The organism is Rhodovibrio sodomensis (genome assembly GCF_016583645.1).
GTDB lineage: Bacteria > Pseudomonadota > Alphaproteobacteria > Kiloniellales > Rhodovibrionaceae > Rhodovibrio > Rhodovibrio sodomensis.
The window spans coordinates 1-24,111 of sequence record NZ_NRRL01000025.1; the positions used below are offsets into that span (position 1 = coordinate 1).

General features: G+C 69.1%; 18 protein-coding genes. 10 read left to right on the top strand and 8 right to left on the bottom strand.

Features of this window, described 5'->3' with window-relative positions; genetic code table 11:
- Positions 1 to 977, top strand: a 977-nt coding sequence (locus CKO28_RS10960) for an IS256 family transposase (protein WP_200340821.1), incomplete at its 5' end; no start/stop codon positions are given.
- Positions 978 to 1,088: 111 nt separating this feature from the next.
- Here CKO28_RS10960 and CKO28_RS10965 read toward each other — a convergent pair.
- Entirely contained in the window at positions 1,089 to 1,553 is a 465-nt protein-coding gene (locus tag CKO28_RS10965; RefSeq protein WP_200340822.1) for a DUF29 domain-containing protein, read from the bottom strand.
- Between the two features lie 214 nt (positions 1,554 to 1,767).
- Between CKO28_RS10965 and CKO28_RS10970 the strand changes: the two genes are divergently transcribed.
- On the top strand, positions 1,768 to 2,337 hold the full coding sequence (locus CKO28_RS10970; RefSeq protein ID WP_200340823.1) for a hypothetical protein: 570 nt from the start codon (positions 1,768 to 1,770) through the stop codon (positions 2,335 to 2,337).
- Positions 2,338 to 2,377: 40 nt separating this feature from the next.
- Here the strand turns inward: CKO28_RS10970 and CKO28_RS10975 are convergent, their stop codons facing one another.
- Positions 2,378 to 6,037 carry a hydantoinase B/oxoprolinase family protein gene (locus CKO28_RS10975; protein WP_200340824.1) on the bottom strand — a complete coding sequence of 1,220 codons (3,660 nt, stop codon included), beginning with the start codon at positions 6,035 to 6,037 and terminating at the stop codon, positions 2,378 to 2,380.
- A 299-nt stretch (positions 6,038 to 6,336) separates the two neighbouring features.
- The gene (locus CKO28_RS10980) at positions 6,337 to 6,900 is read right to left on the bottom strand and encodes a GNAT family N-acetyltransferase (protein ID WP_200340825.1); all 564 of its coding nucleotides are present in this window, start codon (positions 6,898 to 6,900) and stop codon (positions 6,337 to 6,339) included.
- Positions 6,901 to 7,260: 360 nt separating this feature from the next.
- Here CKO28_RS10980 and CKO28_RS28860 point away from each other — a divergent pair, with 360 nt between their 5' ends.
- The 5 genes from CKO28_RS28860 to CKO28_RS11005 all read left to right on the top strand — a co-directional run bounded on the left by CKO28_RS28860 (position 7,261) and on the right by CKO28_RS11005 (position 12,992).
- Entirely contained in the window at positions 7,261 to 8,058 is a 798-nt protein-coding gene (locus CKO28_RS28860; RefSeq protein ID WP_200340826.1) for a TerB family tellurite resistance protein, read from the top strand.
- 257 nt (positions 8,059 to 8,315) lie between these two features.
- Positions 8,316 to 10,208 carry an ATP-binding cassette domain-containing protein gene (locus CKO28_RS10990; protein WP_200340827.1) on the top strand — a complete coding sequence of 631 codons (1,893 nt, stop codon included), beginning with the start codon at positions 8,316 to 8,318 and terminating at the stop codon, positions 10,206 to 10,208.
- A gap of 224 nt (positions 10,209 to 10,432) precedes the next feature.
- Entirely contained in the window at positions 10,433 to 11,866 is a 1,434-nt protein-coding gene (locus tag CKO28_RS10995; RefSeq protein WP_200340828.1) for a pilus assembly protein TadG-related protein, read from the top strand.
- Positions 11,863 to 12,444: a TadE/TadG family type IV pilus assembly protein gene (locus CKO28_RS11000; RefSeq protein WP_200340829.1), complete on the top strand. Its 582-nt coding sequence runs from the start codon at positions 11,863 to 11,865 to the stop codon at positions 12,442 to 12,444. Before CKO28_RS10995 ends, CKO28_RS11000 begins: the two co-directional genes overlap by 4 nt.
- On the top strand, positions 12,441 to 12,992 hold the full coding sequence (locus CKO28_RS11005) for a TadE/TadG family type IV pilus assembly protein (RefSeq protein WP_200340830.1): 552 nt from the start codon (positions 12,441 to 12,443) through the stop codon (positions 12,990 to 12,992). Before CKO28_RS11000 ends, CKO28_RS11005 begins: the two co-directional genes overlap by 4 nt.
- Before the next feature lie 61 nt (positions 12,993 to 13,053).
- Here the strand turns inward: CKO28_RS11005 and putA are convergent, their stop codons facing one another.
- The 3 genes from putA to CKO28_RS11020 form a co-directional block, all read right to left on the bottom strand.
- Entirely contained in the window at positions 13,054 to 17,028 is a 3,975-nt protein-coding gene (gene putA / locus CKO28_RS11010) for a bifunctional proline dehydrogenase/L-glutamate gamma-semialdehyde dehydrogenase PutA (protein ID WP_242480492.1), read from the bottom strand.
- 100 nt (positions 17,029 to 17,128) lie between these two features.
- Entirely contained in the window at positions 17,129 to 18,661 is a 1,533-nt protein-coding gene (gene nhaC / locus CKO28_RS11015; RefSeq protein ID WP_200340831.1) for a Na+/H+ antiporter NhaC, read from the bottom strand.
- Positions 18,662 to 18,755: 94 nt separating this feature from the next.
- Positions 18,756 to 19,049, bottom strand: coding sequence for a hypothetical protein (locus CKO28_RS11020; RefSeq protein ID WP_200340832.1), 294 nt, complete (start codon positions 19,047 to 19,049; stop codon positions 18,756 to 18,758).
- Here CKO28_RS11020 and CKO28_RS11025 point away from each other — a divergent pair.
- Positions 19,048 to 19,806, top strand: a complete 759-nt coding sequence (locus CKO28_RS11025) for a CDP-alcohol phosphatidyltransferase family protein (RefSeq protein WP_200340833.1) — start codon at positions 19,048 to 19,050, stop codon at positions 19,804 to 19,806. The genes CKO28_RS11020 and CKO28_RS11025 overlap by 2 nt on opposite strands.
- Here the strand turns inward: CKO28_RS11025 and CKO28_RS11030 are convergent.
- Positions 19,772 to 20,749, bottom strand: a complete 978-nt coding sequence (locus CKO28_RS11030) for a lysylphosphatidylglycerol synthase transmembrane domain-containing protein (protein WP_200340834.1) — start codon at positions 20,747 to 20,749, stop codon at positions 19,772 to 19,774. The genes CKO28_RS11025 and CKO28_RS11030 overlap by 35 nt on opposite strands.
- A gap of 65 nt (positions 20,750 to 20,814) precedes the next feature.
- Between CKO28_RS11030 and CKO28_RS11035 the strand changes: the two genes are divergently transcribed.
- Positions 20,815 to 22,533 carry a sulfatase-like hydrolase/transferase gene (locus tag CKO28_RS11035; RefSeq protein WP_200340835.1) on the top strand — a complete coding sequence of 573 codons (1,719 nt, stop codon included), beginning with the start codon at positions 20,815 to 20,817 and terminating at the stop codon, positions 22,531 to 22,533.
- Positions 22,534 to 22,830: 297 nt separating this feature from the next.
- Here the strand turns inward: CKO28_RS11035 and CKO28_RS11040 are convergent, their stop codons facing one another.
- Positions 22,831 to 23,289 (bottom strand): hypothetical protein, encoded by a 459-nt coding sequence (locus CKO28_RS11040; protein ID WP_200340836.1) that lies wholly within the window; start codon positions 23,287 to 23,289, stop codon positions 22,831 to 22,833.
- 70 nt (positions 23,290 to 23,359) lie between these two features.
- On the opposite strand from CKO28_RS11040, the gene CKO28_RS11045 reads away from it, so the two are divergent.
- The gene (locus CKO28_RS11045) at positions 23,360 to 24,094 is read left to right on the top strand and encodes a Crp/Fnr family transcriptional regulator (RefSeq protein WP_200340837.1); all 735 of its coding nucleotides are present in this window, start codon (positions 23,360 to 23,362) and stop codon (positions 24,092 to 24,094) included.
- Positions 24,095 to 24,111: the final 17 nt, after the last annotated feature.

Genomic DNA, 24,111 nt, shown 5'->3' on the forward strand with positions numbered 1-24,111 from the left:
CCAAGCTCCGCCAGGGCTCCTACTTCCCGAGCTTCCTGGAACCGCGGCGCGCCACGGAAAAGGCGCTGGTCGCCGTGATCCAGGAAGCCTACGTCCACGGGATCTCCACCCGCGCCGTCGACGACCTGGTGCACGCGATGGGCGGCACTGGCGTCTCGAAGTCGGAGGTCTCGCGGCTGTGCAAGGAGATCGACGAGCGCGTCCAGGCGTTCCTGAACCGCCCGCTCGAAAGCGACTGGCCATTTGTCTGGCTCGACGCGACCTACGTCAAAGCCCGCCGCAACCAGCGCATCGTGTCGCTGGCGGTGATCATGGCGGTGGGCGTCAACACCGACGGCCGGCGCGAGGTGCTGGGCATGAAGATTGGCCTATCCGAGGCCGAGACGTTCTGGACCGAGTTCCTGCGCGAGCTCACCAGCCGTGGGCTGCGTGGCGTTCAGCTGGTCGTCGCCGACGAGCACCAGGGCCTGAAGGGCGCTGTGGAGAAGGTGCTGGGAGCCACGACGCAGCGCTGCCGCGTGCACTTCATGCGCAACGTGCTGGCCCGCGTGCCCAAGGCCCAGAAGTCCATGGTCGCCGCGATGATCCGCACGGCGTTCACCCAGGAGACGCCGGAGGATGCGCACCAGCAATGGCGTGAGGTCGCCGACCGCCTGCGTCCGCAGTTCGACAAAGCCGCCGAACTGATGGACGCCGCCGAGCACGACGTCCTCGCGTTCATGCAGTTCCCCAAGGAGCTGCGCACCAAGCTGCACAGCACCAATACCCTCGAACGGCTCAACAAGGAGGTGAAACGCCGGACCAACGTGGTCGGCATCTTTCCGAACGAAGAGGCGGTCGAGCGCCTGGTCGGCGCCGTGCTGCTGGAGCAGCACGAGGACTGGGCGGTCACCCGCCGCTACATGCCGGTGGAAACGCTCCAGGCGCTATGCCAGCCTGAGGACACCAACACTCCCCCGGCGCTCGCCGCGGAGTAGCCGCGCCCAACCCGCGGCGACATCCAGATGGCTGCCTCTGTTACACCACCCCACTGGACGCAATCTGTCTTGGTGGTGAACCGGCCTACGTATTGCCGAAGCCCCAGGCGATCAGGTTTCGCGCAGGCGCTCGAGCGCACTGTCGACCGTCAGACCGCCGTCGACCAGTTCCGCGAGTGCGAACGGGCAGGTCTCGTCCGGAAACGGGCCGGCGTCGCCGTAGTCGGCCAGCTGGTCGCGCGCGTCGCTGAGCGCGGCCTGCCACAGCCGGTCGAGGTCAATGTGCTGGCGCATGCCCGGCGAATAGGCGTCGCGCGCCTGACGCAGCTGATTGCGCACCTCCGCCAACCAATGGCCGCGCGGCTGGTCGTCCGGGCTGGCGAGCAGCTTGATCAAATGGACGAAGGCCTGCAGCAGGTGCTGGCGGGTCTTGTTGAGTTCGCTCTTGCCCAAGTCCGCCACCTCGTCCGCCAGATGCGCGACATCGAGGTCGTTCCGCCCGGCCAGACCGCGCAGCCGTGCCGCCTGATCCTGCGTCCACGTATAGAAGTCGCGCTCGTAAAGATCGCTTCTCATGCCTGGCTCACCCGCCGGACTACTTACCTGAAGGGTAGCCGGTCGGCACGGAACGTCAACTCGGAACGCGCTTCGACGGTAAACGCAGATACACCACCAAGACACGAAGCCATCGCGGCACAGAGCACGAGTATCAGACACTCGCATTTCTTTAAATTGTGTTTATACGAAATGATAAGCGCGACGCGTGCATCCATTAGGGTAGAAGGTAACTATGGCCGAGATACCGCTTACAAAATTCGTTGATTTCGTTGCGAAAGCCGGCACTCCGAAATATACGGTGGTAAAGAAAACAAAACAACTCATTGACGAAGGCTATATTCCATCAAAAGATATGTGGAAACAATTGCGAGACCGTATTGTCGAAATACATAGGAACGGGGAGCCCGTAGATGAACTTAAAAAAATCAGCGGCTACAAGGCAAACGCGAATAAGGCAAAACACTATCCAGACGCTATCAAAAACTACATAAAATGGGCTAAAGGAAAAAATATAAAATGGTTTGAACCACCAAAATCTGTCGTTAATCTATCAAATCTGAACATAAGATCTAATCCCGAGTTGGGATTAATTATCGATGGAAACTATTATGCAATAAAACTGTATTTTAAAAGCGAATATTTACCCAAGAACCGGGCATCTGTCATCAATGAAATACTACATGAGCAAATATCATATGAAAATATGCATAATTGCACACCAGCTATCTTAGACGTAAGGAAACGCAAACTCACAGATAGTGTGAGTTCAGATCCTACGACACGCACGATGTTGTACGGATAGGCAGCATCATTTCTGCACATTTTGAACAACCTCTAGTTTTCTACTTGTCGCCAAATCCCCCACCCCCCGGCGTCTCGATCACGAACACGTCGCCTTCCGCCATCTCCACGCGGTCGGTGCCGGACAGCTCCTCCACGGACCCGTCGGCCCGCTCGACCCAGTTGCGCCCGAGGGCGCCCGGTTCGCCGCCCTCCAGGCCGAACGGGGCGACCTTGCGGTGGTTGGACAGGATCGCGGCCGTCATCGGTTCGCGGAACCGCAGGCGGCGGTGGGTGCCGTCGCCGCCGGTGTGCCGGCCCTGGCCGCCGGAGCCTTGGCGGATGTGGAAGTCTTGCAGCAGCACCGGGAAGCGCCATTCCAGCACCTCGGGGTCGGTCAGGCGGGAGTTGGTCATGTGGGTGTGCACCGCGCTCGTCCCGTCGAAGTCGGGGCCGGCGCCGGAGCCGCCGCAGATCGTTTCGTAGTACTGGTAGCGGTCGTTGCCGAAGGTGAAGTTGTTCATCGTCCCTTGGGCTGCCGCCATCACGTTCGTGGCGCCGTAGAGCGTGTCGGTGATGGTCTGGCTGACCTCGACGTTGCCGGCGACGACGGCCCCCGGGTACTTGGGGTTCAGCATCGACCCCTCGGGGATCACCAGCTCCAGCGGCTTCAGGCAGCCCTCGTTCATCGGGATGTCGTCGGACACCAGGGTGCGGAAGACGTAGAGCACGGCCGCGCGCGCCACCGCCTTTGGCGCGTTGAAGTTGTCGGGGCGCTGCTGGCTCGTGCGCGAGAAGTCGATCCTGGCCGTGCGCGCGGTCTTGTCGATGGTGATATCGACCGCGACTTCCGAGCCGTTGTCGAGCGGATAGGTGAAACTGCCGTCCTTGAGCGCATCCAGCACCCGGCGGACCTGCTCCTCCGCGTTGTCCTGGACGTGGCCCATGTAGGCGTGGACGACCTCCAGGCCGAAGGTCTCGACCATCCGGCCGATCTCGCGCACGCCCTTCTCGTTGGCGGCGATCTGGGCCTGCAGGTCGCCGATGTTCTGGACGACGTTGCGCACGGGGTAGTCGCCGCTGGCGAGCAGGTCGCGCAGCGCCTGCTCCTGGAATTCGCCCCGGTCGACCAGCTTAAAGTTGTCGATCAGCACGCCCTCTTCCTCCACGCGGGTGGAGTTGGGCGGCATCGAACCCGGGGTGATTCCGCCCACGTCGGCGTGGTGGCCGCGGCTGGCGACGTAGAACAGGATCGTCTCGCCGGCCGTGTCGAACACCGGGGTGATCACGGTGATGTCCGGCAGGTGGGTGCCCCCGTTATACGGGTCGTTCAGCATGTAGACGTCGCCCTTGCGCAAGGTCCCCGCGTTCTCGCGGATCACGGTGCGCACGCTCTCCCCCATCGAGCCCAGGTGGACCGGCATGTGCGGGGCGTTGGCGACCAGGTTGCCTTGGGAATCGAACACCGCGCAGGAGAAGTCGAGGCGCTCCTTGATGTTCACCGAGTAGGCGGTGTTCTCCAGCGTCGAGCCCATCTGCTCGGCGACCGACATGAACAGGTTGTTGAACACCTCCAGCATCACCGGATCGACTTGCGTGCCGACCGCGTGTTCGCGGCTCTTCGCCTTCACGCGGTTGAGCACCAGGTGGTTGCGCTCGGTGAGTTCGGCGCGCCAGCCGGGCTCGATCGTGGTGGTCGAGTTCGGCTCGATCACGATCGCCGGGCCGTCGACCGTCTCGCCGGGCAAGAGGTCGGCGCGGTCGTAGACCGGCGTGTCGTGCCACCGGCCGTGGGTGTAGAGGCGCACGGTCTCCAGCGGCGCCAGCGGCTCGACCTCGGTGTCCGGGGTCACCACCGGGTCCTCCGCCTGGTCGGTGCGGCCGATCACCTCGGTGGAGACCGCCTCCACGATCAGCGGCTTGTCGGGCAGGACGAAGCCGAAGCGCTGCTTGTGCGCGGCCTCGAAGCGCTGGACCAGTTCGTCGCGGCTGCCGTGCTCGACCACCAGCGCGCTGTCGGTGCCGTCGTAGCGCAGGTGCACGCGCCGGACCGTCTCGATCCGGCTCTCGTCCACGCCCTGGCGCTGCATCTCCTTGCGGCCGTCGGCGCCGATCTCGTCCAGCGCCGCCTCGACCTCCGGCAGGACGTTCTCGGCGAAGCGCTTCTCCACCGCCTGCTCGCGCATCACCCGCAGGTCGGCCAGACCCATGCCGTAGGCCGACAGCACGCCCGCGAAGGGGTGCAGGAAGATCCGCGTCATCCCCAGCGTGTCGGCGATGTCGCAGGCGTGCTGGCCGCCCGCCCCGCCGAAGCAGTTCAGGGTGTAGCCGGTGACGTCGTGGCCCTGCTGGATGGAGATCTTCTTGATCGCGTTCGCCATGTTCTCCACCGCGATCCGGCGGAAGCCGTCGGCGACCTCCTCGGGCGCGCGCCTGTCGCCGGTCTCGCGCTGGATGCGCTCGGCCAGCTCGTGGAATTGCGTCTCCACCGCCTGGCCGTCCAGCGGCTGGTCGGCGCCCGGGCCGAATACCTTGGGGAAGAAGGCGGGCTGGATGCGGCCCAGCATCAGGTTGGCGTCGGTCACCGTCAGCGGCCCGCCGCGGCGATAGCAGGCCGGCCCGGGGTTCGCGCCCGCGCTGTCCGGACCGACCCGGTAGCGGGTGCCGTCGAAGTGCAGGATCGACCCGCCGCCGGCCGCGACGGTGTGGATCTGCATCATCGGCGCGCGCATGCGCACGCCCGCGACCTGGGTCTCGAACGCGCGCTCGTAGGCGCCGTCGTAGTGCGCGACGTCGGTCGAGGTGCCGCCCATGTCGAACGAGATCAGCTTCCAGAAGCCCGCCATCGCGGCCGTGCGCGCCGCGCCGACGATGCCGCCGGCGGGCCCGGACAGGATCGCGTCCTTGCCCTGGAAGAAGTGCGCGTCGGTGAGCCCGCCGTTGGACTGCATGAACATCAGCTGCACGTCGCCCAGCTCGCCCGCGACCTTGTCGACGTAGCGGCGCAGGATCGGCGACAGGTAGGCGTCGACGACCGTGGTGTCGCCGCGGCTGACCAGCTTCATCAGCGGGCTCACCTGGTGCGAGGTCGAGACCTGGGTGAAGCCGATCTCCCGCGCGACCTCGGCGACCAGGCGCTCGTGCTCGGGATAGCGGTAGCCGTGCAGACAGGCGACCGCGAGCGCGCGCACGCCCTTGTCGTAGACGGCCCTCAGGTCGCGCGCGATCTGCGCGCGGTCGGGGGCCTTCAGCTCCGCGCCCTCGGCGGTGACGCGCGCGTCGATCTCCACGACCTCGCCGTACAGCAGTTCCGGCAGGTCGATGCGCATGGTGAACAACTGCGGGCGGTTCTGGTAGGCGATCCGCAACTGGTCGCGGAAGCCCTTGGTGATCGCCAGCGCCGTCGCCTCGCCCTTGCGCTCCAGCAGCGCGTTGGTGGCGACGGTGGTGCCCATCTTGACCGCCTCGATCTGGTCGGCGGGGATGTCCTGGCCGGGTTTCAGGCCCAGGAAGTCGCGCACGCCCTGCAGCGCGGCGTCGTCGTACTGCTCGGGATTGTCGGACAGCAGCTTGTGGGTCTTGAGCTCGCCCGCCGGCGTGCGCGCGACGACGTCGGTGAAGGTACCGCCGCGGTCGACCCAGAACTGCCAGCGGCCCTCTGCCGCGCTGCGTTCACTCTCCTGCCCCGGCAGGGTCCCGGCACGCTCGCTGCGCGAGGCCATGCGCCTTGCTCCTCTCCGCCAATCTGGGACGCGTGCGGCACTCGCGGATGGCGCGGGCCACCTCCTCACCCTAGCCCTCTCCTCCCATGCGGAGGAGAGGGAACCCGCCGCGGCGCTCTGCCCGATCGCGGCGAGCGTAAACGGCCGTTACGGAGGGTCCCCGCGCCTCCAATGGGAGGAGAGGGACAGGGTGAGGAGGTTGCCGCGCCTCATGGAGAGATCGCGCGCGTCCGTTAAACCTGCGGGCTAACGGAGCAAGCTTTACGCCGCGGGTCAACGCCCGCCGGAAGGTGGCGGGATCAGTCGACGCCGACCGGGCGGCTGTCCAGCGGGGCCCACTGGTCGAACGCGGCGCCCAGGAACCCGCCGCCGTGGATCGCGTTCTCCTGCGCCACCGACCAGGCACTCGGGTGCGGCAGGTCGACCGCCATTTCGACCTCCTGGCCGTGGCTCAGGACAAAACCGCCGAGCTTCCGGGCGATCCGCTGCATCGGCACGTTGTCGGCGACGCACATCACGATCACCCGGCGCATGTGCCGGTTGGTCGCGATCGTGAACGCGCGGCGGGTCAACTCGGTGCCCAGGCCCTGGCCGCGCCAGGACGGCTCGACCGACAGACCCAGTTCGCCGGTCGCGCCGGAACTCCCGGCCGGTACCACCTCGGCGACGCCGCGCAGCGCGCCGCCATCGATCCGGCCCAGCAGGATGGTGTCCGTGAAGTCGAGCGTGTCCGCGTGGGCGGCCGCCGCCTCCGGCGTGATCGGATAGCCGAAGCGTCGGCGCCGGGACTCCGGGTCGAGCCGGGCCAGGTGGGCGCGGATCGCGGGACGGTCGGTGGGGGTCAGCTTGCGGATGTACGGCATTTTGGGGAGCGCCTAACAGCTTTTACCGGTCTCTCGTGCCCGACACCGCGGTGACCCGCGGCCGGCAGCCCTTCATGCGTCTCGGCGTTCCTCCCCAGAAACGCGCACCGGCGGGGCGCCCTTGTCGCGGCATCCGCCCCGTTGGTGGCAGGTCTAAGATAGTGTTTATTGTGCACTGCACAAGTGACCGCGGCGTTAACGTGTCATGCCCGCTGCGAATAGCGTCCTTGCTCCGCGTGTCCCGGGCGTGGAAGATGGCCGGACAGGGCCTTACGCGGCACGGCGGCCGCGGCGGATGCGCCTGGCCGGGCGCCACCGGCAGGGTCCTTGGGTAGCAAAGCACGGCGGCATGAGCATCTGATGAGCATCTGGGGCAAGATCGTGGGCGGCACCGCGGGCTTCGCGGTGGGCGGACCGCTGGGGGCCATTTTGGGCGGCCTGGCCGGGCATGCCGTCGACCGGATGCGGGACTCCACGCGCGCGTTGAGCGATCAGGACGCCGATGCCGCCGAGCCCGGCGGCCCGGAGCACCCCGAGGCCGATCACAACGCCGACGACAACACCAAGAAAATCGCCTTTACGATCGGCGTGATCGTGCTGGGCGCCAAGATGGCCAAGGCCGACGGCGTGGTCACCAAGAACGAGATCCAGGCGTTCCGGCAGGTCTTCCAGGTGCCGCCGGAGGAGATCAAGAACGTCGGCAAGGTGTTCAACCAGGCCCGGCGCGACTCCCGTGGGTTCGAGCCTTACGCCAAGCAGCTTGGGCGGATGTTCAAGGACAACCCGATGGTCCTGGAGGAGGTGCTGGACGGCCTGTTCCACATCGCCCGCGCCGACGGCGACGTGACGCAGCCCGAGCTCGACTACCTGGAACAGGTCGCCTTCACCTTCGGCCTGGACCAGGAGAGCTGGGAGCGTATCCGCGCCGCCAACGCCACCGGCGACGGTAAGGATCCCTACGAGATCCTGGGCGTCTCCCGCGAGGCCAGCGACGCCGAGGTCAAGAGCGCCTACCGCCGGCTGGTCCGGGAGAATCACCCCGACACGCTGGTCAGCCAGGGCATGCCGCAGGAATTCATCGACATGGCGAACGAAAAGGTCGCCGCGATCAACGGCGCCTACGAACAGATCCGCAAGCAGCGCGGGCTCAGGCGTTAGCGCGCGGGCGTTGGACGCCGCCCACCCCAATCCGATATGTGTGCACGGCACTGAAGCGCGTCCCCTCTCCGTCGCTCGAAGGAGACGGCCAGAGTGAGGTAGGTCTGCAGGGCCGTGCAGCTCCACGGCGCCGCTTTGACGGCCGTCGCAACGGCGGGGCCGTGAGCTACCTCCTCACCCTGCCCCTCTCCTCCCATGGGAGGAGAGGGAACGCGCGGCTGCGCCCTGCCTCCTCACCGTGGAAGAGCCGCCAAGCGATGGCGAGCAACCCGCCGCTGGTACAGTTCAAGGATGTCCGCCTCGCGCTTGGCCACGAGGTGCTGGCGGAGCATGTCGACGCGACGCTGGCGCGCGGCGACCGGGCGTGCCTGGTCGGGCGCAACGGCAGCGGCAAGTCGACCCTGCTGCGCGCGCTCGCGGGGGAGGTCGAGGTCGACCGGGGCGAGCTGTTCATCCAGCCCGGCGCCAAGACCGCGTATCTGCCGCAGCAGCCCGACCTGCCTCCGGAGCAGACGGTGCACGCCTACGTCACCGGCGGCCTGCCGGGCGACGTCGCGCACGAGGAACACCGGGTCGACCAAGTGTTGGCGCGCCTGGACCTGGAGGCCGGGCGGCGCCTGGGCACCCTGTCGGGCGGCGAGGGCCGGCGCGCCGCGCTCGCCCGCACGCTGGTGAGCGAGCCCGACGTGCTGCTGCTGGACGAGCCGACCAACCATCTCGACCTGCCCACGATCGAGTGGCTGGAAGGCGAGCTGAAGCGCTTTCGCGGCACGCTGATCCTGGTCAGCCACGACCGGGCGTTCCTGCGCGCGGTGTCGAACTGCACGCTGTGGCTGGATCGCGGCACCTTGCGGACCACCGATCGCGGCTTCGAGAGGTTCGATCAGTGGGCCGAGGAGGTTCGCCAGGCCGAGGCCGAGCAGCTGTACCAGCTGAACAAGAAGATCGCCCGCGAAGCGCACTGGGAGCACGGCGGCATTTCCGGCCGGCGCAAACGCAACCAGCGCCGGCTTGCGGAACTGCAGGAGCTGCGCCAGACCCGCGCGGAGATGCTAAAGGCCAAGCCGGGTGAGATGAGCCTGCAGGTCGCCGAGGCCGAGCGCTCCGGCAAGACCGTGATCGAGGCCGAGCGGCTCTCCAAGGGGTTCGAACGCGAAGACGGCCAGCGGGTCGAGGTCGTGCGCGACTTCTCCACCCGCATCCGCAAGGGCGACCGGATCGGCGTGATCGGCCCCAACGGCGCGGGCAAGACCACCCTGATCAAGATGCTCACGGGCGACCTGAACCCGGACAGCGGCCAGGTGCGCCACGGCACCAACCTGCAGCCGATCTATTTCGACCAGCGCCGGGAGAGCCTGGATCCCGAGAAAACGCTCTGGCAAACGCTCGCCCCCGGCGGCGGCGACACGATCGACGTCGGCGGCAAGGCCCGGCACGTCGTCGCCTACCTGAAGGACTTCCTGTTCGAGGAGGGCCAGGCCCGCCAGCCGGTCAAGGCGCTCAGCGGCGGCGAGACCAACCGCCTGCTGCTCGCCCGCCTGTTCGCCCGGCGCTCCAACCTGATCGTGATGGACGAGCCGACCAACGACCTGGACGTCGAGACGCTCGACCTGCTGGTCGAGGTGCTGGGCGACTACGACGGCACGCTGCTGCTGGTCAGCCACGACCGCGACTTCCTGGACAAGACGGTGACCAGCATCGTCGCCATGGAAGGCGACGGCCGGGTCGAGGAGTTCCCCGGCGGCTACACCGACGCGCTCAGCCAGCGCCGCGGCCCCAAGGGCGGCGCCCGGATGGGCGACAAGGCCAAGGCGGACAAGAAGGCCGGCGGCCAGAAAGCCGGTAGCCAGAGGCGGGGCGACCAGAAGGCGCCCGGCAAGCGCGGCTCCGGCGGCACGCAGGGCAAGCTGTCGTACAAGGAACAGCGCGAGCTGGACGAGCTCCCGGCCAAGATCGAGAAGCTGCAGCAGGGCATCGACGAGCTGCAGGCCAAGCTCGCGGAACCGGACTTCTTCACCCGCGATCCCGACGGCTACCAGCAGGCGACCGAGGAGCTGCAGCGCGCCCAGCGCGCGCTCGACAAGGCGGAAACCCGCTGGCTCGAGCTGGAGGAACGCCGGGAAGCGCTCGCCCAGGGCACGGGATCCTAGCGCGCAGGATCTTGGGGCACGGGCAGGGTCTGGCTGGGCCCAGCTGTGGGCTGTATCCGCGGCCCAACAGCGGTGCGGCTTTCGGATTTGGCGAAAAAACATTCTGAAAGTAACGACGTATTCTATCGAATATACGGCACTTCTTCTATTAAATGCCGTCTCAGTCATTTACGGATACTTAAATTGCGCGCGTTAGCTTTGTCCTCCCCAGCGCGGAGGATGATATGCGAGCGAACCGTTCCAACCTGAGGTCGAAACTGTTCCAGACGGTTGCGCGCTGCCTGCGGGCGCGCGACGGGGGCGCCGGTATCGTGATGGCGCTCAGCACGATCCCGCTGGTCGGCGGGACCGGGCTGGCGATCGATACCGCGCGCGCCTTTGTCGTGGAATCCCGGATGGGCAAGGCACTCGACGCCGCCGGGCTCGCGGCCGGCCGCGTGGCGCTGGAGGACCGGGTCGAGGCCGACGCCCGGGCGTTCTTCGCGGCGAACTATCCCGACGGGCTGATGGGCAGCGACATCACCGCCGCCGACATCGACATCCAGATCGATAGCAACGCCGAGTTCATCACGGTCACCGCCCAAACCTCGATGCCGACGACCTTCATGCGGATCTTCGGCAAGGACAACGTGACCGTGTCCGCCCGGTCGGTCATCCAGCGGGTCACCTCGGGCTCCGAGATCGCCTTGGTGATGGACAACACCGGGTCGATGAACGGCAGCAAGATCGACGCGATGAAGGCGGCGGCGCAGGATCTGGTGGACATCGTGTTCGGCGATGCCGAGCGCTACGACGAGCTGTGGTTCAGCCTGGTCCCCTACACCTCGACCGTGAATGTCGGGGCGTCGAACGGCGGCTGGGTCGACGGGGGGCCCAGCTTCAGCCCAACCAGCTGGAAAGGCTGCGTCGAGGCGCGCTGGGTGAGCGGCCGGGACGAGACCGACGACCCGCCGACGACCGAACGGTTCGATGTCTACCACTACCCCTCGACGCGCTGGGACACGGATCCGGACGCCGACGGCAACGAGTGGCCGGGCATCGACGACTCCCAGGCGGCCCGCAACGCCGGCACCGGGCCCAACCTGGGCTGCGGCCCGGCGATCACGCCGCTGACGCGCGAGCGCTCGGAGATCACCGACGCGATCGACGAGATGGCGGCTTGGCACCGCGGCGGCACCACCAGCAACCTCGGCCTGGTCTGGGGCTGGCGCACTCTGTCGCCGCGCTGGCGCGGCGTCTGGCCGGGCAGCGTCTGGCCGGTCGACTACGGCGACGAGCAGGTCAGCAAGGTCGCGATCGTGCTGTCCGATGGGCAGAACCAGTTCTTCGACTACGACAAGGACGACGACTACGTCTCCGACTACACCGGCTATGGCCGGATCGGCGAGACCTTCATGCCCGGCGCGACCGACGAGGACGACGGTCTGAGCACGCTCGACGGCAAGTTCGCCAAGGTCTGCGACCAGATGAAAAGCCAGGGGATCACGATCTACACGATCACCTTCGGCGGCGGCGCCAGCGGCGGGCCGATCCGCGATCTGTTCCGCACCTGCGCCAGCGACCCGGGCAACTACTTCCACGCCCCCGACAACGCCGATCTGGCGCCGGCGTTCCGGACGATCGGCCAGGAACTCGCCAACCTGAGGATCGTGGAATGAGACGGCCGGGCCGGCGGTTGCGCCGCCTGCGCCGCGTGCGCCGCGACGACAGCGGCGCCAGCGCGCTGGAGTTCGGTCTGATCGCCCTGCCCATGGTGCTGCTGATGGGCGGCCTGCTGGAGTTCGCGGTCCTACTGACCACGGCCTCGATGCTCGACAGCGCGTCGCTGCAGGCCGCGCGGTACGGCGCCACCGGCGCCCAGCCAGCCAGCGGGACGCGCGAGGAGATGATTCGCCGGATCATCGAGCAACGGACCTTCGGCCTGGTCCGCATGGACCGGCTGCGGATCGACACCAAGGCGTATCAGAGCTTCGAGCGGATCGATCAGGCCGAAGGCTTCGACGACGCCAACGCCAACGGCCAGTACGACACGGGCGAGACCTTCAACGACGTCAACGGCAACGGCGGCTGGGACGCAGACCAGGGCACACCCGGGCTGGGTGACGCAGAAGACATCGTGGTCTACGAAGTCCGCTACCCGTGGCCGGGCATCACCGGGCTGATGCAGCCGATCGTCAAGGATATCGAGCTGTCCAGCTCCGTTCCAATCCGCAACGAACCCTACGACATCCAATGACCCGGAACCTGCGCCGATTGCTGAGATCGACGCGCGGGGCCGCCGCGATCGAGTTCGCGCTGGTTCTGCCGATCCTCGTGATCACCGTGCTGGGCACCGTGGAAATCGGCCGGTACGTCCAGCTGTACATGAAGGTCCAGAACGTCGCCGGCAACGTCGGCGACATCATCAGCCGGCCGGAGCAGGTCTCGGCGAGCGACCTGTCGTCGCTGTTCTCGGCCTCGCCGGTGCTGATGAACCCGTTCGAGGCCGGGCCGAAACTGCGCATCATCGTCAGCGGCGTGGTCGTGCCGTCGCAAAACGACCCGCCCGAGGTCGCCTGGCAGTCGGCCGGCGGCGGCAGCCTGCCGGCGGCGAGCACCGTCGGTGCGGTCGGCGGCGTCGCCAACATCCCCGGCGGGCTGGTCACCTTCGGCGGCGAGGCGCTGATCGTCGCCGAGACGGTGTACGACTACGACCCCTGGCTGCTGGGTATCGTACCCGACCAGCTGGTGCGCGAGACCGCCTATTTCCGGCCCCGGCGCGGCACGCTCGCGACCATGAACTAAGCCCGTGCGAACTGGGCCCCTGCGAGCCGAGCTTCGGCCAACCGGGCCCCGGCCGGATGCCCTACTCCGCGGCGACCTGGCCCGGCAGCTGCGGCCCCTCCTCGATCGACAGCAGGGAGGCGTTGCCGCCGCTCGCGGTGGTGTCGACCGAGAGCGCACGCTCGTGGACAAAGCGGTGCAGATAGGCCGGGCTGCTCGCGACCGGCTGGCCGGCATCGGCGGCGCCGTCGCCGGACGGCGTCGGCCGGAAGCAGACCAGCGTGCGGATCGCCCCGTCGAGCTCAGCCAGCCGGGCGTTCACCGCGGCCGCGCTCGCCCGGTTGCCGGCGAGCGCGGTCAGGTGCACCGGCTCGGCCGTCAACAGCGCCTCCAGCCCGGCGTCCTGGCCCGGCTCGATCGCCTGCACGGCGTAACCCGGCACGCCGGCGTCGTGCAGCACGCGGGCGACCGCCGCCGCCGCGCCCTCGGCCTCGGCCCACAGCAGCGCGGTATTGCCGGCGGCAAGCGCCGCGCCCGCCTGCGCGATCAGCGCACTCAGCTGGGACGCCGTGTCGTCGCCGGCCAACGCCAGGCAGGCGACCGTGCCGCGCGGCCAGAACGCCAGCTCGTTGCGCTCCCCGGTCGGACCCGGCATCTGCCGCGGCTCGGCCAGCTCGTCGGCCGCCTGCGCGGCGTAGACCCGCAGGTAGGCCGCGCCCGCCTGGGCGTCGCCGGCGTCCTTCAGCTTCTGCAGCGGCTTGGCGCCCGCATCGATCGCGTCGGCGGCGCGCTCCAGCACCGCCGCGCGCTCGGCGACCGGCGGCAGCCATTCGTGGCCCTGCTTGCCGAGCGTCCTGACCGCCTGGTCGAGCGACTTGCGGGCGATCAGCGGCGCCTTCAGATCGACCGGGGTACCGGCCGCATCCGCAGGTGTGGCGACGGCGCCGTCGCCCCCCGTCTCGCGCACGAACCGTTCCAGATAGAGCGGGCCGCCCGCCTTCGGGCCGGTGCCCGACAGGCCCTGCCCGCCGAACGGCTGGACGCCGACGATCGCGCCGATCTGGTTGCGGTTGACGTAGCAGTTGCCGACGCGCGCGCGCTCGTACACGCGCTTCCACATTTCGTCGATCCGGCTGTGCACGCCCATGGTCAGGCCGTAGCCGGTCCGGTTGATCGCATCGACCACCTGGTCCAGCCGGTCGGCCCGATAGCGCACGACGTGCAGCACCGGGCCGAACACCTCGCGCTCCAGCCGGTCGATCCGGTCGATCTCGAACGCGGCCGGGGTCACGAAGCTGCCGTTGTCGGTGCCCTGGCCCAGGCGCGCCCGGCGGACCTCCTTGGCGTCGCCCAGCATCCGCTTGATGTGCTTGTCGATGGTCGCCTGCGCGCCGTCGTCGATCACCGGGCCGACGTCGGTCGACAGCAGCTGCGGATCGCCCACCCGCAGCTCGTCCATCGCGCCGGAGATCATTTCCAGCGTGCGTTCCGCGACGTCCTCCTGCACGTAAAGCACGCGCAGGGCCGAACAGCGCTGGCCGGCGTTCTGGAAGGCGGAGACGACGACGTCGCGGGCGACCTGCTCGGTCAGCGCGGTCGAATCCACGATCATCGCGTTCTGCCCGCCGGTCTCGGCGATCAGCGAGGGGATCGCTGCGCCGTCGCGGCCGGCGAGCGTGCGGTTGATCCGCCGCGCCGTCTCGGTCGAACCGGTGAAGCAGACGCCGGAGATCCGCGGGTCGCGGGTCAGCGCGCCGCCGACGCGCGCGCCGTCGCCCGGCAGCAGATGCAATACCTCCGGCGGAATGCCGGCGCGATGCAGCAGCCGGACCGCGCGAGCGGCGATCAGCGGGCTCTGCTCGGCCGGCTTGGCGAGCACGGCGTTGCCCGCCACCAGCGCGGCGACAACCTGGCCGTTGAAGATCGCGAACGGCAGGTTCCAGGGGCTGATGCAGGTGAACACGCCGCCGCCCCGCATCGAAATCCGGTCGCCAGCGCCCGCGGGGCCGCGCACGCGGATCTCGCCGGACAGGGTCTGGCGCGCCTGCAGGGCGTAGTAGCGGCAGAAGTCGATCGCCTCGCGCACCTCCGAGACCGCGTCGTTCAGGGTCTTGCCGACCTCCGCCACGAGCAGGCCGAGGATGCTCGACATCTCCTGTTCCATCAGGTCGGCGGCGCGCTCCAGGCAGGCGGCGCGTTCGCCGACCGGCTTGGCGGCCCAGTCGCCCGCCGCCTTCTGGGCGGTGGTGAGCGCACGCTCGATCTGGTCGTCCGTCGCTTCCGTCACCTCGCCCAGCACCCGGGCGCGGTCGTGCGGCATCACGGTCTCGCGCCCATCCCGACCGGCCGCGGCGTCGCCGCCCACGATCGGGCCGGCGGTCCAGCGCTCGCGCAGGACCTTCTGCATGTCCTGCCTGAGCGCATCCAGCTGCACCAGGTCGGACAGGTCGACGCCCTTCGCGTTCACCCGGTTCCCGCCGTAGATGTCGCGCGGCAGCGGAATCCGGGGATGCGGCGCGCGCGCGAGGCCGCGCACCGCGCGCACCGGGTCGGCCACGATCTCCTCGACCGGCAGGGACTCGTCCTGGATGCGGTTGACGAACGAGCTGTTGGCGCCGTTCTCCAGCAGCCGCCGGACCAGGTAGGCGAGCAGGTCCTCGTGCTGGCCGACCGGCGCGTAGATCCGGCAGCCCGCGCCGACCTGGTCGTGCTCGATCACCCGCTCGTACAGCTCCTCGCCCATGCCGTGCAGACGCTGGAACTCGAAGTCGCGGCTGTTGCCGGCGTATTCCAGCACGCTCGCGATCGACTGCGCGTTGTGGGTGGCGAGCTGGGGATAGAACGCGTCCGTGTTGGCGAACAGCTTGCGCGCGCACGCCAGGTAGGAGACGTCGGTGTTGGTCTTGCGGGTGAACACCGGGTAGTCCTCCACGCCCTGCTCCTGGGCGCGCTTGATCTCCATGTCCCAGTAGGCGCCCTTGACCAGGCGCACCATCAGCCGCCGCTCGTGCCGGCGCGCCATGTCGGCAAGCCAGTCGAGCAGGGAATAGGCGCGCTTCTGGTAGGCCTGCACGACGACGCCGAAGCCCTGCCAGGCCTTCAGGTCCGGATCGCCGGAGATCGCCTCGATGCAGTCCAGCGAGATGTCCAGGCGGTCGGCTTCCTCCGCGTCGATGTTCAGACCGATATCGTAGCGCGCCGCTTCAACGCACAAGGCACGCAGGCGCGGCATCAGCTCGTCCATCACCCGGTCGTGGTTGGCGACCTCGTAGCGCGGGTGCAGCGCCGACAGCTTGACCGAGATGCCCGGGCCGTTGATCGGGCCCTTACCGTCGGCCTTGGCGCCGATTTTCTGGATCGCGTTCTTGTAGTGGTCGAAGTAGCGCCGGGCGTCGGCCATCGTCCGGGCGGCCTCGCCCAGCATGTCGTAGGAATAGCTGTAGCCGCGCTTTTCCCAGGCCTGCGCCCGCTCCAGCGCGGTTTCGATGGTCCGGCCCATGACGAACTGCCGGCCCATGATCTTCATCGCCTGGTTGACGCTTTCGCGCACCACCGGCTCGCCCAGCCGCGCGATCAGGCGGCGCAGCGCGTAGTCCGGCCCATGGCCGCGCGCGTCGTGCATGCGCACCACCTGCCCGGTCATCATCAGGGCCCAGGTGGAGGCGTTGACGAACAGCGAGCGGGAGTGGCCCAGGTGCTGCTTCCAGTCCGCCGAGCCCAGCTTGTCGCGGATCAGCCATTCGCGCGTGTCGTCGTCCGGAATACGCAGCAGCGCCTCCGCGATGCACATCAACAGCACGCCTTCCTGGGTGGACAGGCCGTATTCGTGCAGGAAGGCGTCGATCCCGCCCTGGTGCGCGGTCTCCGCGCGGACCGCCTCGACCAGCTGGTGGGCGTAGCTCTGGACGTTCTGCCGGCTGCTCTCCGGCAGGTCGTCCAGCGCGCCCAGCAGGGTTTCGATGCAGGCCGTCTCGTCGCCGCGGTAGTTGGCGTCGACCCGGGCGCGCAGGGCGCCCCGGCTCCCCAGCGGCGTCTTGAAGATCATCTTCTCGGGCATGGGCTTACCGTTCGTGCTGTCTGCAAGGCGGTGCCCGCCCCGGGCCGAACGGGCCCGGGGCGGGTCGGATCCGTCCACGGCGCAAAGCGCGCCGTGGGGCTCACATGGAGCTCTGGCCGGTCGCCGGCACCCCGGCGGCTGCCAGCGGATCGTCGTAGCCGTGGCCACTAAGGTCCTTGATCGTTTCGCCGCTGTCACGCCATTCCGCCATTTCGGCCGGCGTGGCCTTGGGCGAGAACAGCCCGGTCACGGCGTAGAAGACGCCGATCACCGGCGCCGTCCAGCAGGCGAACGCGAGCGGGATGTAGAGCAGGTTCTCGAAGTTCCCGTTGCCGACACCCAACGCCAGCGCGCTGATGACGAAGGCGCCGCCCGCGTTCCACGGGATCAGCGGCGACATCAGGGTACCACCCTCCTCGACAGCTCGCGACAGGTTGAGGGTGGAGTAGCCCATGCCGCGGTAGACCGGCGCGTACATCCGCCCGGGCAACGCGATCGACAGGTAGGGGTCGCCCGCCACCAGGTTGGTCGCGATCGAGGTCCCGATCGCCGAGGTCTGGACGCCGGCGAAGCTGCGCACCTTGGTCATGATCACGTTGATGATCGTCTCCAGGCAGCCGGTCCGCTCCAGGGCGCCGCCGAAGCCGAGCGCGATCAGCACCAGCGAGATCGTCCACATCATCGACTGCACGCCGCCGCGGTTGAGCAGGCTGTCGATTTCCGAGACGCCGGTGGAGATCGAATAGCCGCCGTTGGCGTACTGGAAGACGTCGTGCATTCCGGCACCCTGGAAGAACACCGCCATCACGCCGCCGACGACGACACCGGCGAACAGGGAGGGGATCGGCGGCTGCTTGCGCACCGCCAGGAAGATCACCAGCAGGGCCGGCACCAGCATGATCGGCGAGATCCAGAAGTTCGCCTGCAGCGCGCCGGTAATCGCCTGGATCTTCTCGAACGAGGTCTGCTCCGCGTCGATCAGGGTGAAGCCGACGCCGGTATAGATCGCAAGCGCGATCAGCATCGCCGGCACGGTGGTCGGCATCATGTTCTTGATGTGGTCGAAGAGATTGGTGCCGGTCACCGCGGGGGCGAGGTTGGTGGTGTCCGACAGCGGCGAGACTTTGTCGCCGAAGAACGCGCCGGAGACCACGGCCCCCGCGGTCCAGTACGTCGGAATGCCGAAGCCGGCGCCGATCCCCATCAGCGCAAGGCCGACCGTACCGACCGTGCCCCAGGACGTGCCGAGCGACAGCGACACGACCGCGCACAGGATCATCGCGGCCGCCAGGAAGATCTCGGGCGACAGGATGGTCAGGCCGTAATAGATCAGCGAGGGCACGGTGCCGCTCGCGATCCACACCCCGATAATCATGCCGACCGTGATCAGCACCGAGACCGACGGCAGGGAGACATGGATGACGTGGAACACCCCCTGCTCGATCGACGGCCACTTGTGACCGAGCTTGAGACCGACCAGCCCGGTGATCGCCAAGCCGATCGCCAGCGGGATGTGCGGGGTGAAATCGCCGAAGTAGAACAGCTGCAGGCCCAGCACGGCCAGTGTCAGTAGCACCGGCGTAAGCGCCAGCCAAATCCCGGGCGCGCGCGGCGCCGCGTCGGATGTACTCACGTTTCCCTCCCGAAAAAGACCAATATTAAGTGGGCGCCGGCGGCTTCCGCCGCGCGGCCAAGCCCACGAACCGTAAATCTTAAAACTGACGCGGTCACCTGCCGGTCTGAATAATAGTCTCACTTGTTCCCGCGCTCGCCGGCGCGCCGTCATATTCGTCTTCGACATAACGGCGTCGGCCGGCAGACGCGCCGGCGCGCAACTTGGACCGGCCCCGCACCGCGCGGGCATCGGCTCGATCCGGATGTTTGGCCCCCAAAAAATCACGACGCGCCAGCCGTTGACCGCGCCGGCGCGGCGCACATTTCGGTTTCATGACAAACCGGTTACTCACCCCCATGTCGCGCGCCGCGCGCAGGCCCATGTCGCGCGCCGCGCGCAGGCCCATGTCGCGCGCCGCGCGCCGGTCGCTGCGCGCCGGGATGCTGCCCGGCCTGGTCGCCTGCGCGGCGGCGGTTTACGCCGCCGGCGCGCTGTGGGCGCACGACCTGCTGTTCGCGCTGAGCGCGTGTGCCGGCTTCGGGCTGATGGCGGCGCTGGTCGTCCCGGGCGCGGTCCGGCACCACCCGCACGCCCGCTTCGGCGCGGCGAACCAGGTCACGCTCGCCAGAGGCACCGGCACGGCGCTGTTGGCCGGGCTGATCGCGGCGCCGGACGTGCTGGGGACGCACGCCGCCGCGGTCTGGCTGCCGTTCGCCGGCGCGGCGGCCCTGCTGCTGCTGGATCTGTGCGATGGGGCGCTGGCGCGCCGGCAGGGCCTCGCTTCCGCTTTCGGGGCGCGGTTCGATCAGGAGGTCGACGCGGCGGCGATCCTGGTCTTGAGCGCGCTTGCGGTCGCGATCGCCGACGCGCCCTGGTGGACGCTCGGCATCGGGGCGCTGCACTACCTTTACCGCCTCGGCGGCTGGCTGATCCCCGCGCTCGCCCGGCCGCTGCCGTATTCGCTGCGCCGGCGGATCGTCTGCGGCGTGCAGATCGCGGCGCTCGGCGCGCTGCTGGCCCCGCCGACGCCGGCCGGCTGGAGTGCCGTCCTCACGACGGTCGCGCTGGTCGCGCTGACGTTGTCGTTCCTGCGCGACGGGCTCTGGTCGCTGACCCGCGGCGCGGCGTTTACGCCGGCGCGACGGCCGGGCGCCGGCGCCTGAGTACCGCCGCCGCGCCCGGCAGACCGCTGACCAGCATCGCCACTCCGTACATCAGGCCGGCCGCGACGCCGGCCTCGGGGGCGAGACCGACGGTCGGCCACAGCAGCGCCGCCGCGCTTTCCCGCAAGCCCCAGCCGCCGACCGAGATCGGCAGGACGAGCGCCAGCAGCGTCAGCGGAATGACCGTGATCCACGCCTGCACCGGCAGGGCCGGCCCGACCGCATCGGCCGCCAGGGCAAAGGCGGCGATCAGGCAGACGGCCACGGCTAGATTGAGCGGCAGCTGCATCCGCCATGCCCCCGCGCCGAGCAGCGCGGCGCGGCCTTCGGGCACCAACGCGGCGACCCCCAGGCGCCAGCGCCGCGGCCCGATCCGCGTGCCGAGCGCGAGCGCGACCAGCAGGATCAGGATCGCGACGCCCAGCGCGGCCGCCGCGCTCGCGACCCAGGACGCATAGCCGCCGGGGATCAGCAGCGGCCACAGCGCCAGCCCCAGGCCGGCAATGGCGAAGAACGCCACCTGCCCGGCGAACCGCTCCAGCACGACCGCCCGCAGGGCGCGCCCGGCACCGCCGCCGCCGGGCAGCGCGGGCAGCCGGCGGGCGTGGCGCAGCGCCCGGACCGCGTCGCCCGACACGCCGCCCGGCAGCAGCTGGTTCAGCAGCAGGCACAGATAGTACTCCGCGCACGCCGCCGCCCAGCCGAGCGGTAAGCCGAGCCGGCGGGCGACCAAGCGCCAGCGCGCCGCCGACAGCAGCACCTGGAGCTGCGCCGCAAACAGCAACCCGGTAACCGCCAAGGGGTCGGCCCCGGCCAGCAGCCGCGCCGTTTCGCCTAGCTCGATGGTCGCCGCGAGCCCGGCCACCAATGCCAGGCTGCCGGCGATGCGCAGCACCGGCCGCCAGCCGACGCACCGGCGCCGGGAGGTGGAGGATGAAGCCATCCGCGTTGCCGTCCGTTACGGTGAGGTTACATTTGAACAACGAAGCTCGCGGAAGTGGATACGCGATGGCGCCGGCATTGGATGACCCGTCGACGGGTCGCCAGCAGGGACGGAGACAACGCACCCCGCGCGCGGCCTGGCTGCGCGCGCTGGCCGGGCTGGTCGTCCTGCACCTGCTGCTGGTCGCCCCCAACCAGCCGGCCGCGCTGACGCTGGAGGCGCTCCGCCTGGTGCCGCTGGAACTGCCGGTGCTGGCGCTGGTGCTGGTGCTGCTGCCGGGACGCTGGGGCCTCGCCGCCGCCGGGCTCGCCGCGGCGCTGCTGACCGCGGCGACCGCGCTGAAGGCGGCCGACCTGATCGCCTACGCCGGGTTCGGCCGGGCGGTGAACCCGGTGACCGACCTTGCCCTGCTCGGCCCGGCCTGGGACTTCACCACCGACATGCTGGGGCCGCTCGGCGCCGGCCTCGCCGCGCTCGCGGTCCTGACCGGCATGCTCCTGGTCGCCGGCATGGCATGGTGGGCGGCACGCAGCCTGGTCCGGCTGCCGGATGCGGCTGGGCGGCGACCGGCGGTGGCCGCGGCGGCAATACTGGCGCTCGGCGTCACGACAGCCGAAGGCGTGCAGCGCCTGAGCGGCGCGGACACGCGCACCGACGCCTTTACCAGCAGCCTGATCGCCTGGCGGATCGACAACGGCCTGCAGACCTGGCGGGCGTTCCAGAGTTTCCAGGCCAAGCTGCGCGCCGGCGCCGGCCGGGACGCGACCAACGCGCACACGCTGGCCAGGCTGCAGGGCCGCGACGTCCTGCTGGTGTTCGTCGAATCCTATGGCCGAAGCGCGCTCGCCCAGCCGCGCTACGCCCGCCAGCTGGCGCCCGCGCTCGACCGGCTGGCCGCGGCCGCCCAGGCGCGCGATTACGCGGTCCACTCCGCCTGGCTGGAGGCGCCAACGGTCGGCGGCAGCAGCTGGCTGTCGCACGCCAGCCTGCTGTCCGGCCTGTGGATCGACAGCCAGGCGCGCTACGACGCGCTCACCGCCTCCAACTGGCCGACCCTGATCGACCGGTTCGAGGCGGCCGGCTGGCAAAGCCTCGCGGTCATGCCGGCGATCACCGGACCGTGGCCGGAAGGACGGGCGTTCGGCTACGACCGGCTGCTGGATGCCGAGGCGCTGGACTACGCCGGGCCGGCGTTCAACTGGGTGACCATGCCGGACCAGTACACGCTGGCCGCAATGCAGCGGAAGGCCCTGTCGGATCCGGGCGACCGGCCGGTGTTCGCCCAGGTCGCGCTGATCTCCAGCCACGCGCCCTGGACGCCGATCCCGGAGGTCGTGCCCTGGTCCAGGATCGAGGACGGACAGCTGTTTGCCCGCTTCGTCGACGGCCAGGACCCGCCTAGCGTGGTCTGGCAGGACAACGAGAAGGTGCGCCGGCTGTACGGCCAGGCGCTGGCCTATTCGCTCGACAGCGTGGCGAGCTTCGTGCGCCACCGGCTGGCCGAGGGCAGCGTCGTGCTGCTGCTGGGCGACCATCAGGCGGCGCCGCTGGTGACGGGGCCCGACGCCGGGCGCGCGGTGCCCACCCACCTGATCGTGCCGCAGGAGCTGCGCGACGGCGCCCGGGCGCTCGGCTGGCCCGCCGGGGTGCGGCCGCCGGACGACGCGCCCAGCTGGCGGATGGACAAGCTGAAAGGCCGGCTGCTGGACGCCCTCTCGACCGGCACGGAAACTCCCGTCGCCGCCGGCCGGCCCGAGCGTGGGAGCGCGGGCGACGGCGGCTGAGACCCAGCCCCGGTTCTGTAAAGCCACCACGGTTGATCGACCGGTGCGCGTGCTGGCTCCCATGTCGGCTGGGTGCGGCAACACGGCCGGGCAAACGACGACAGACGGTCCATCAAGCCTACGCCGCGGGCAACGCAACAAAACGCGAGGGGGAGGCGAACGCCATGTCACGGACCTGGATCGTGTGGTTCTGGATCATCCTGGTAATCGTGTTGGCCACTGCCGCCCTGACCAGCGCACCGTTCGAGCTGTTCGGCTGAACACGGCCGACCCCATCGGCCGAGCGATCGCCGCAAATCAGTCGATCCGTTTCGCCAACGCCGGGATCGGGAAGTAGGCGGCGGCGTCCGGGTGGGTGTGCCACGCCCGCTCCGTCCGGTCGCCGTCCAAGAACTTGACGCAGACCGATTGGCAGCTCTGCTGCACGGCCAGCCGGTCCGCGGCGTCGAACAGCGCCTTAACCGGCGCACGTTCGCCTGCAAGTCCAAGCGCGCAGAAATCGTCGACCATCAACGTCCGGCCAAGGGCGAGCGTGGTCCAGGGGCTGTAGGTAAAGGCGCCGTAGACGTACCGGTCACCGGCGGTCAGCACGATCGCGCCGGCCACCGCGCCGTGCGTCCGCGCGCCCGCAAGCACCCGGTCGATGTGCGTCAGCCACGCGTCCAGGGAAATATCTGGGCGAACGGCCTCCACCAATGCGAAAGTGCGCCGGGCATCCTGCCGTGTCATTTCTCTGGCGACAAAAGGAGCGCTCATGCGCGGCCATCCCGAAGTCGTCATACTCTGAACCGGTTCAACCAAGCCGACGCGTGACAGGGGGTCCACGATGACCGGGCCAAGTTCCACGTGCCCGCCTGCGACCGGTGCCAACGCCGGCGCACGGCGCCCGGTCCGGCTCGACGCCCTGCCCCTGCTGCAAACGCTCGAAGGTACGACCCGCGCTGCCGTCGTCAAGGCGCTCACCGTTGCTACGGTCCGAAAGCACGAGCAGATCATTCAGGAAGGCGCGCCCGCCCGCACGGTCACCATCGTCGTCGACGGCGTGGTCATGGTTTGGAAGCGTCGCAGCGCCGCCGACACGCAGATCACCGGCTTTCTGTTTCCCGGCGACCTGCTGGGCACGCTGGTGGGCGACCGCTACCTCTACAGTGCGCGCGCCGTGATCGACGGCAGACTGGCCCAGGTGACGCGTGCGCATCTGGCCGAGCTGGCGGAGCGCCACCCCGACCTGCGGCACGCGCTTTACCGCAACGTCGCCAGCGACTTCGCGCTGGTTCAGGATCAGTTGCTGATCCTGGGCGCGATGAGCGCGGTCGAACGGGTGGCGACCGCGCTGCTGCAGTTCGAGCGCCGGCAGCAGGCCCGCGGGATGGGCCAGGGTGTGCCGGTCTGGCTGCCGATGCGCCGCACCGACCTCGCCTCCTACCTGGGACTGGAGCTGCCGACCTTGAGCCGGGCGTTCAGTCGGCTGCGCCGGGAAGGCGTGATCGCCAGCCCGTCGACCACCGACGTCACCATCCGCGACCGCGACGCACTGATCCGGGTAAGCTGCGACGCCTAGACCCGGCTTGCCGCCGC

What these genes read in the sequence shown, in the direction of transcription:
- CKO28_RS11045 (WP_200340837.1), top strand. Translation starts at nt 23,360, where the DNA reads ATGACCGGGCCAAGTTCCACGTGCCCGCCTGCGACCGGTGCCAACGCC.
- CKO28_RS11035 (WP_200340835.1), top strand. Translation starts at nt 20,815, where the DNA reads ATGGCGCCGGCATTGGATGACCCGTCGACGGGTCGCCAGCAGGGACGG.
- CKO28_RS11000 (WP_200340829.1), top strand. Translation starts at nt 11,863, where the DNA reads ATGAGACGGCCGGGCCGGCGGTTGCGCCGCCTGCGCCGCGTGCGCCGC.
- CKO28_RS10995 (WP_200340828.1), top strand. Translation starts at nt 10,433, where the DNA reads ATGCGAGCGAACCGTTCCAACCTGAGGTCGAAACTGTTCCAGACGGTT.
- CKO28_RS10990 (WP_200340827.1), top strand. Translation starts at nt 8,316, where the DNA reads ATGGCGAGCAACCCGCCGCTGGTACAGTTCAAGGATGTCCGCCTCGCG.
- CKO28_RS11030 (WP_200340834.1), bottom strand. Translation starts at nt 20,749, where the DNA reads ATGGCTTCATCCTCCACCTCCCGGCGCCGGTGCGTCGGCTGGCGGCCG.
- CKO28_RS11020 (WP_200340832.1), bottom strand. Translation starts at nt 19,049, where the DNA reads ATGGGCCTGCGCGCGGCGCGCGACATGGGCCTGCGCGCGGCGCGCGAC.
- putA (WP_242480492.1), bottom strand. Translation starts at nt 17,028, where the DNA reads ATGCCCGAGAAGATGATCTTCAAGACGCCGCTGGGGAGCCGGGGCGCC.
- CKO28_RS11005 (WP_200340830.1), top strand. Translation starts at nt 12,441, where the DNA reads ATGACCCGGAACCTGCGCCGATTGCTGAGATCGACGCGCGGGGCCGCC.
- CKO28_RS10975 (WP_200340824.1), bottom strand. Translation starts at nt 6,037, where the DNA reads ATGGCCTCGCGCAGCGAGCGTGCCGGGACCCTGCCGGGGCAGGAGAGT.
- CKO28_RS10970 (WP_200340823.1), top strand. Translation starts at nt 1,768, where the DNA reads ATGGCCGAGATACCGCTTACAAAATTCGTTGATTTCGTTGCGAAAGCC.
- CKO28_RS10980 (WP_200340825.1), bottom strand. Translation starts at nt 6,900, where the DNA reads ATGCCGTACATCCGCAAGCTGACCCCCACCGACCGTCCCGCGATCCGC.
- CKO28_RS11025 (WP_200340833.1), top strand. Translation starts at nt 19,048, where the DNA reads ATGTCGCGCGCCGCGCGCCGGTCGCTGCGCGCCGGGATGCTGCCCGGC.
- CKO28_RS11040 (WP_200340836.1), bottom strand. Translation starts at nt 23,289, where the DNA reads ATGAGCGCTCCTTTTGTCGCCAGAGAAATGACACGGCAGGATGCCCGG.
- CKO28_RS28860 (WP_200340826.1), top strand. Translation starts at nt 7,261, where the DNA reads ATGAGCATCTGGGGCAAGATCGTGGGCGGCACCGCGGGCTTCGCGGTG.
- CKO28_RS10965 (WP_200340822.1), bottom strand. Translation starts at nt 1,553, where the DNA reads ATGAGAAGCGATCTTTACGAGCGCGACTTCTATACGTGGACGCAGGAT.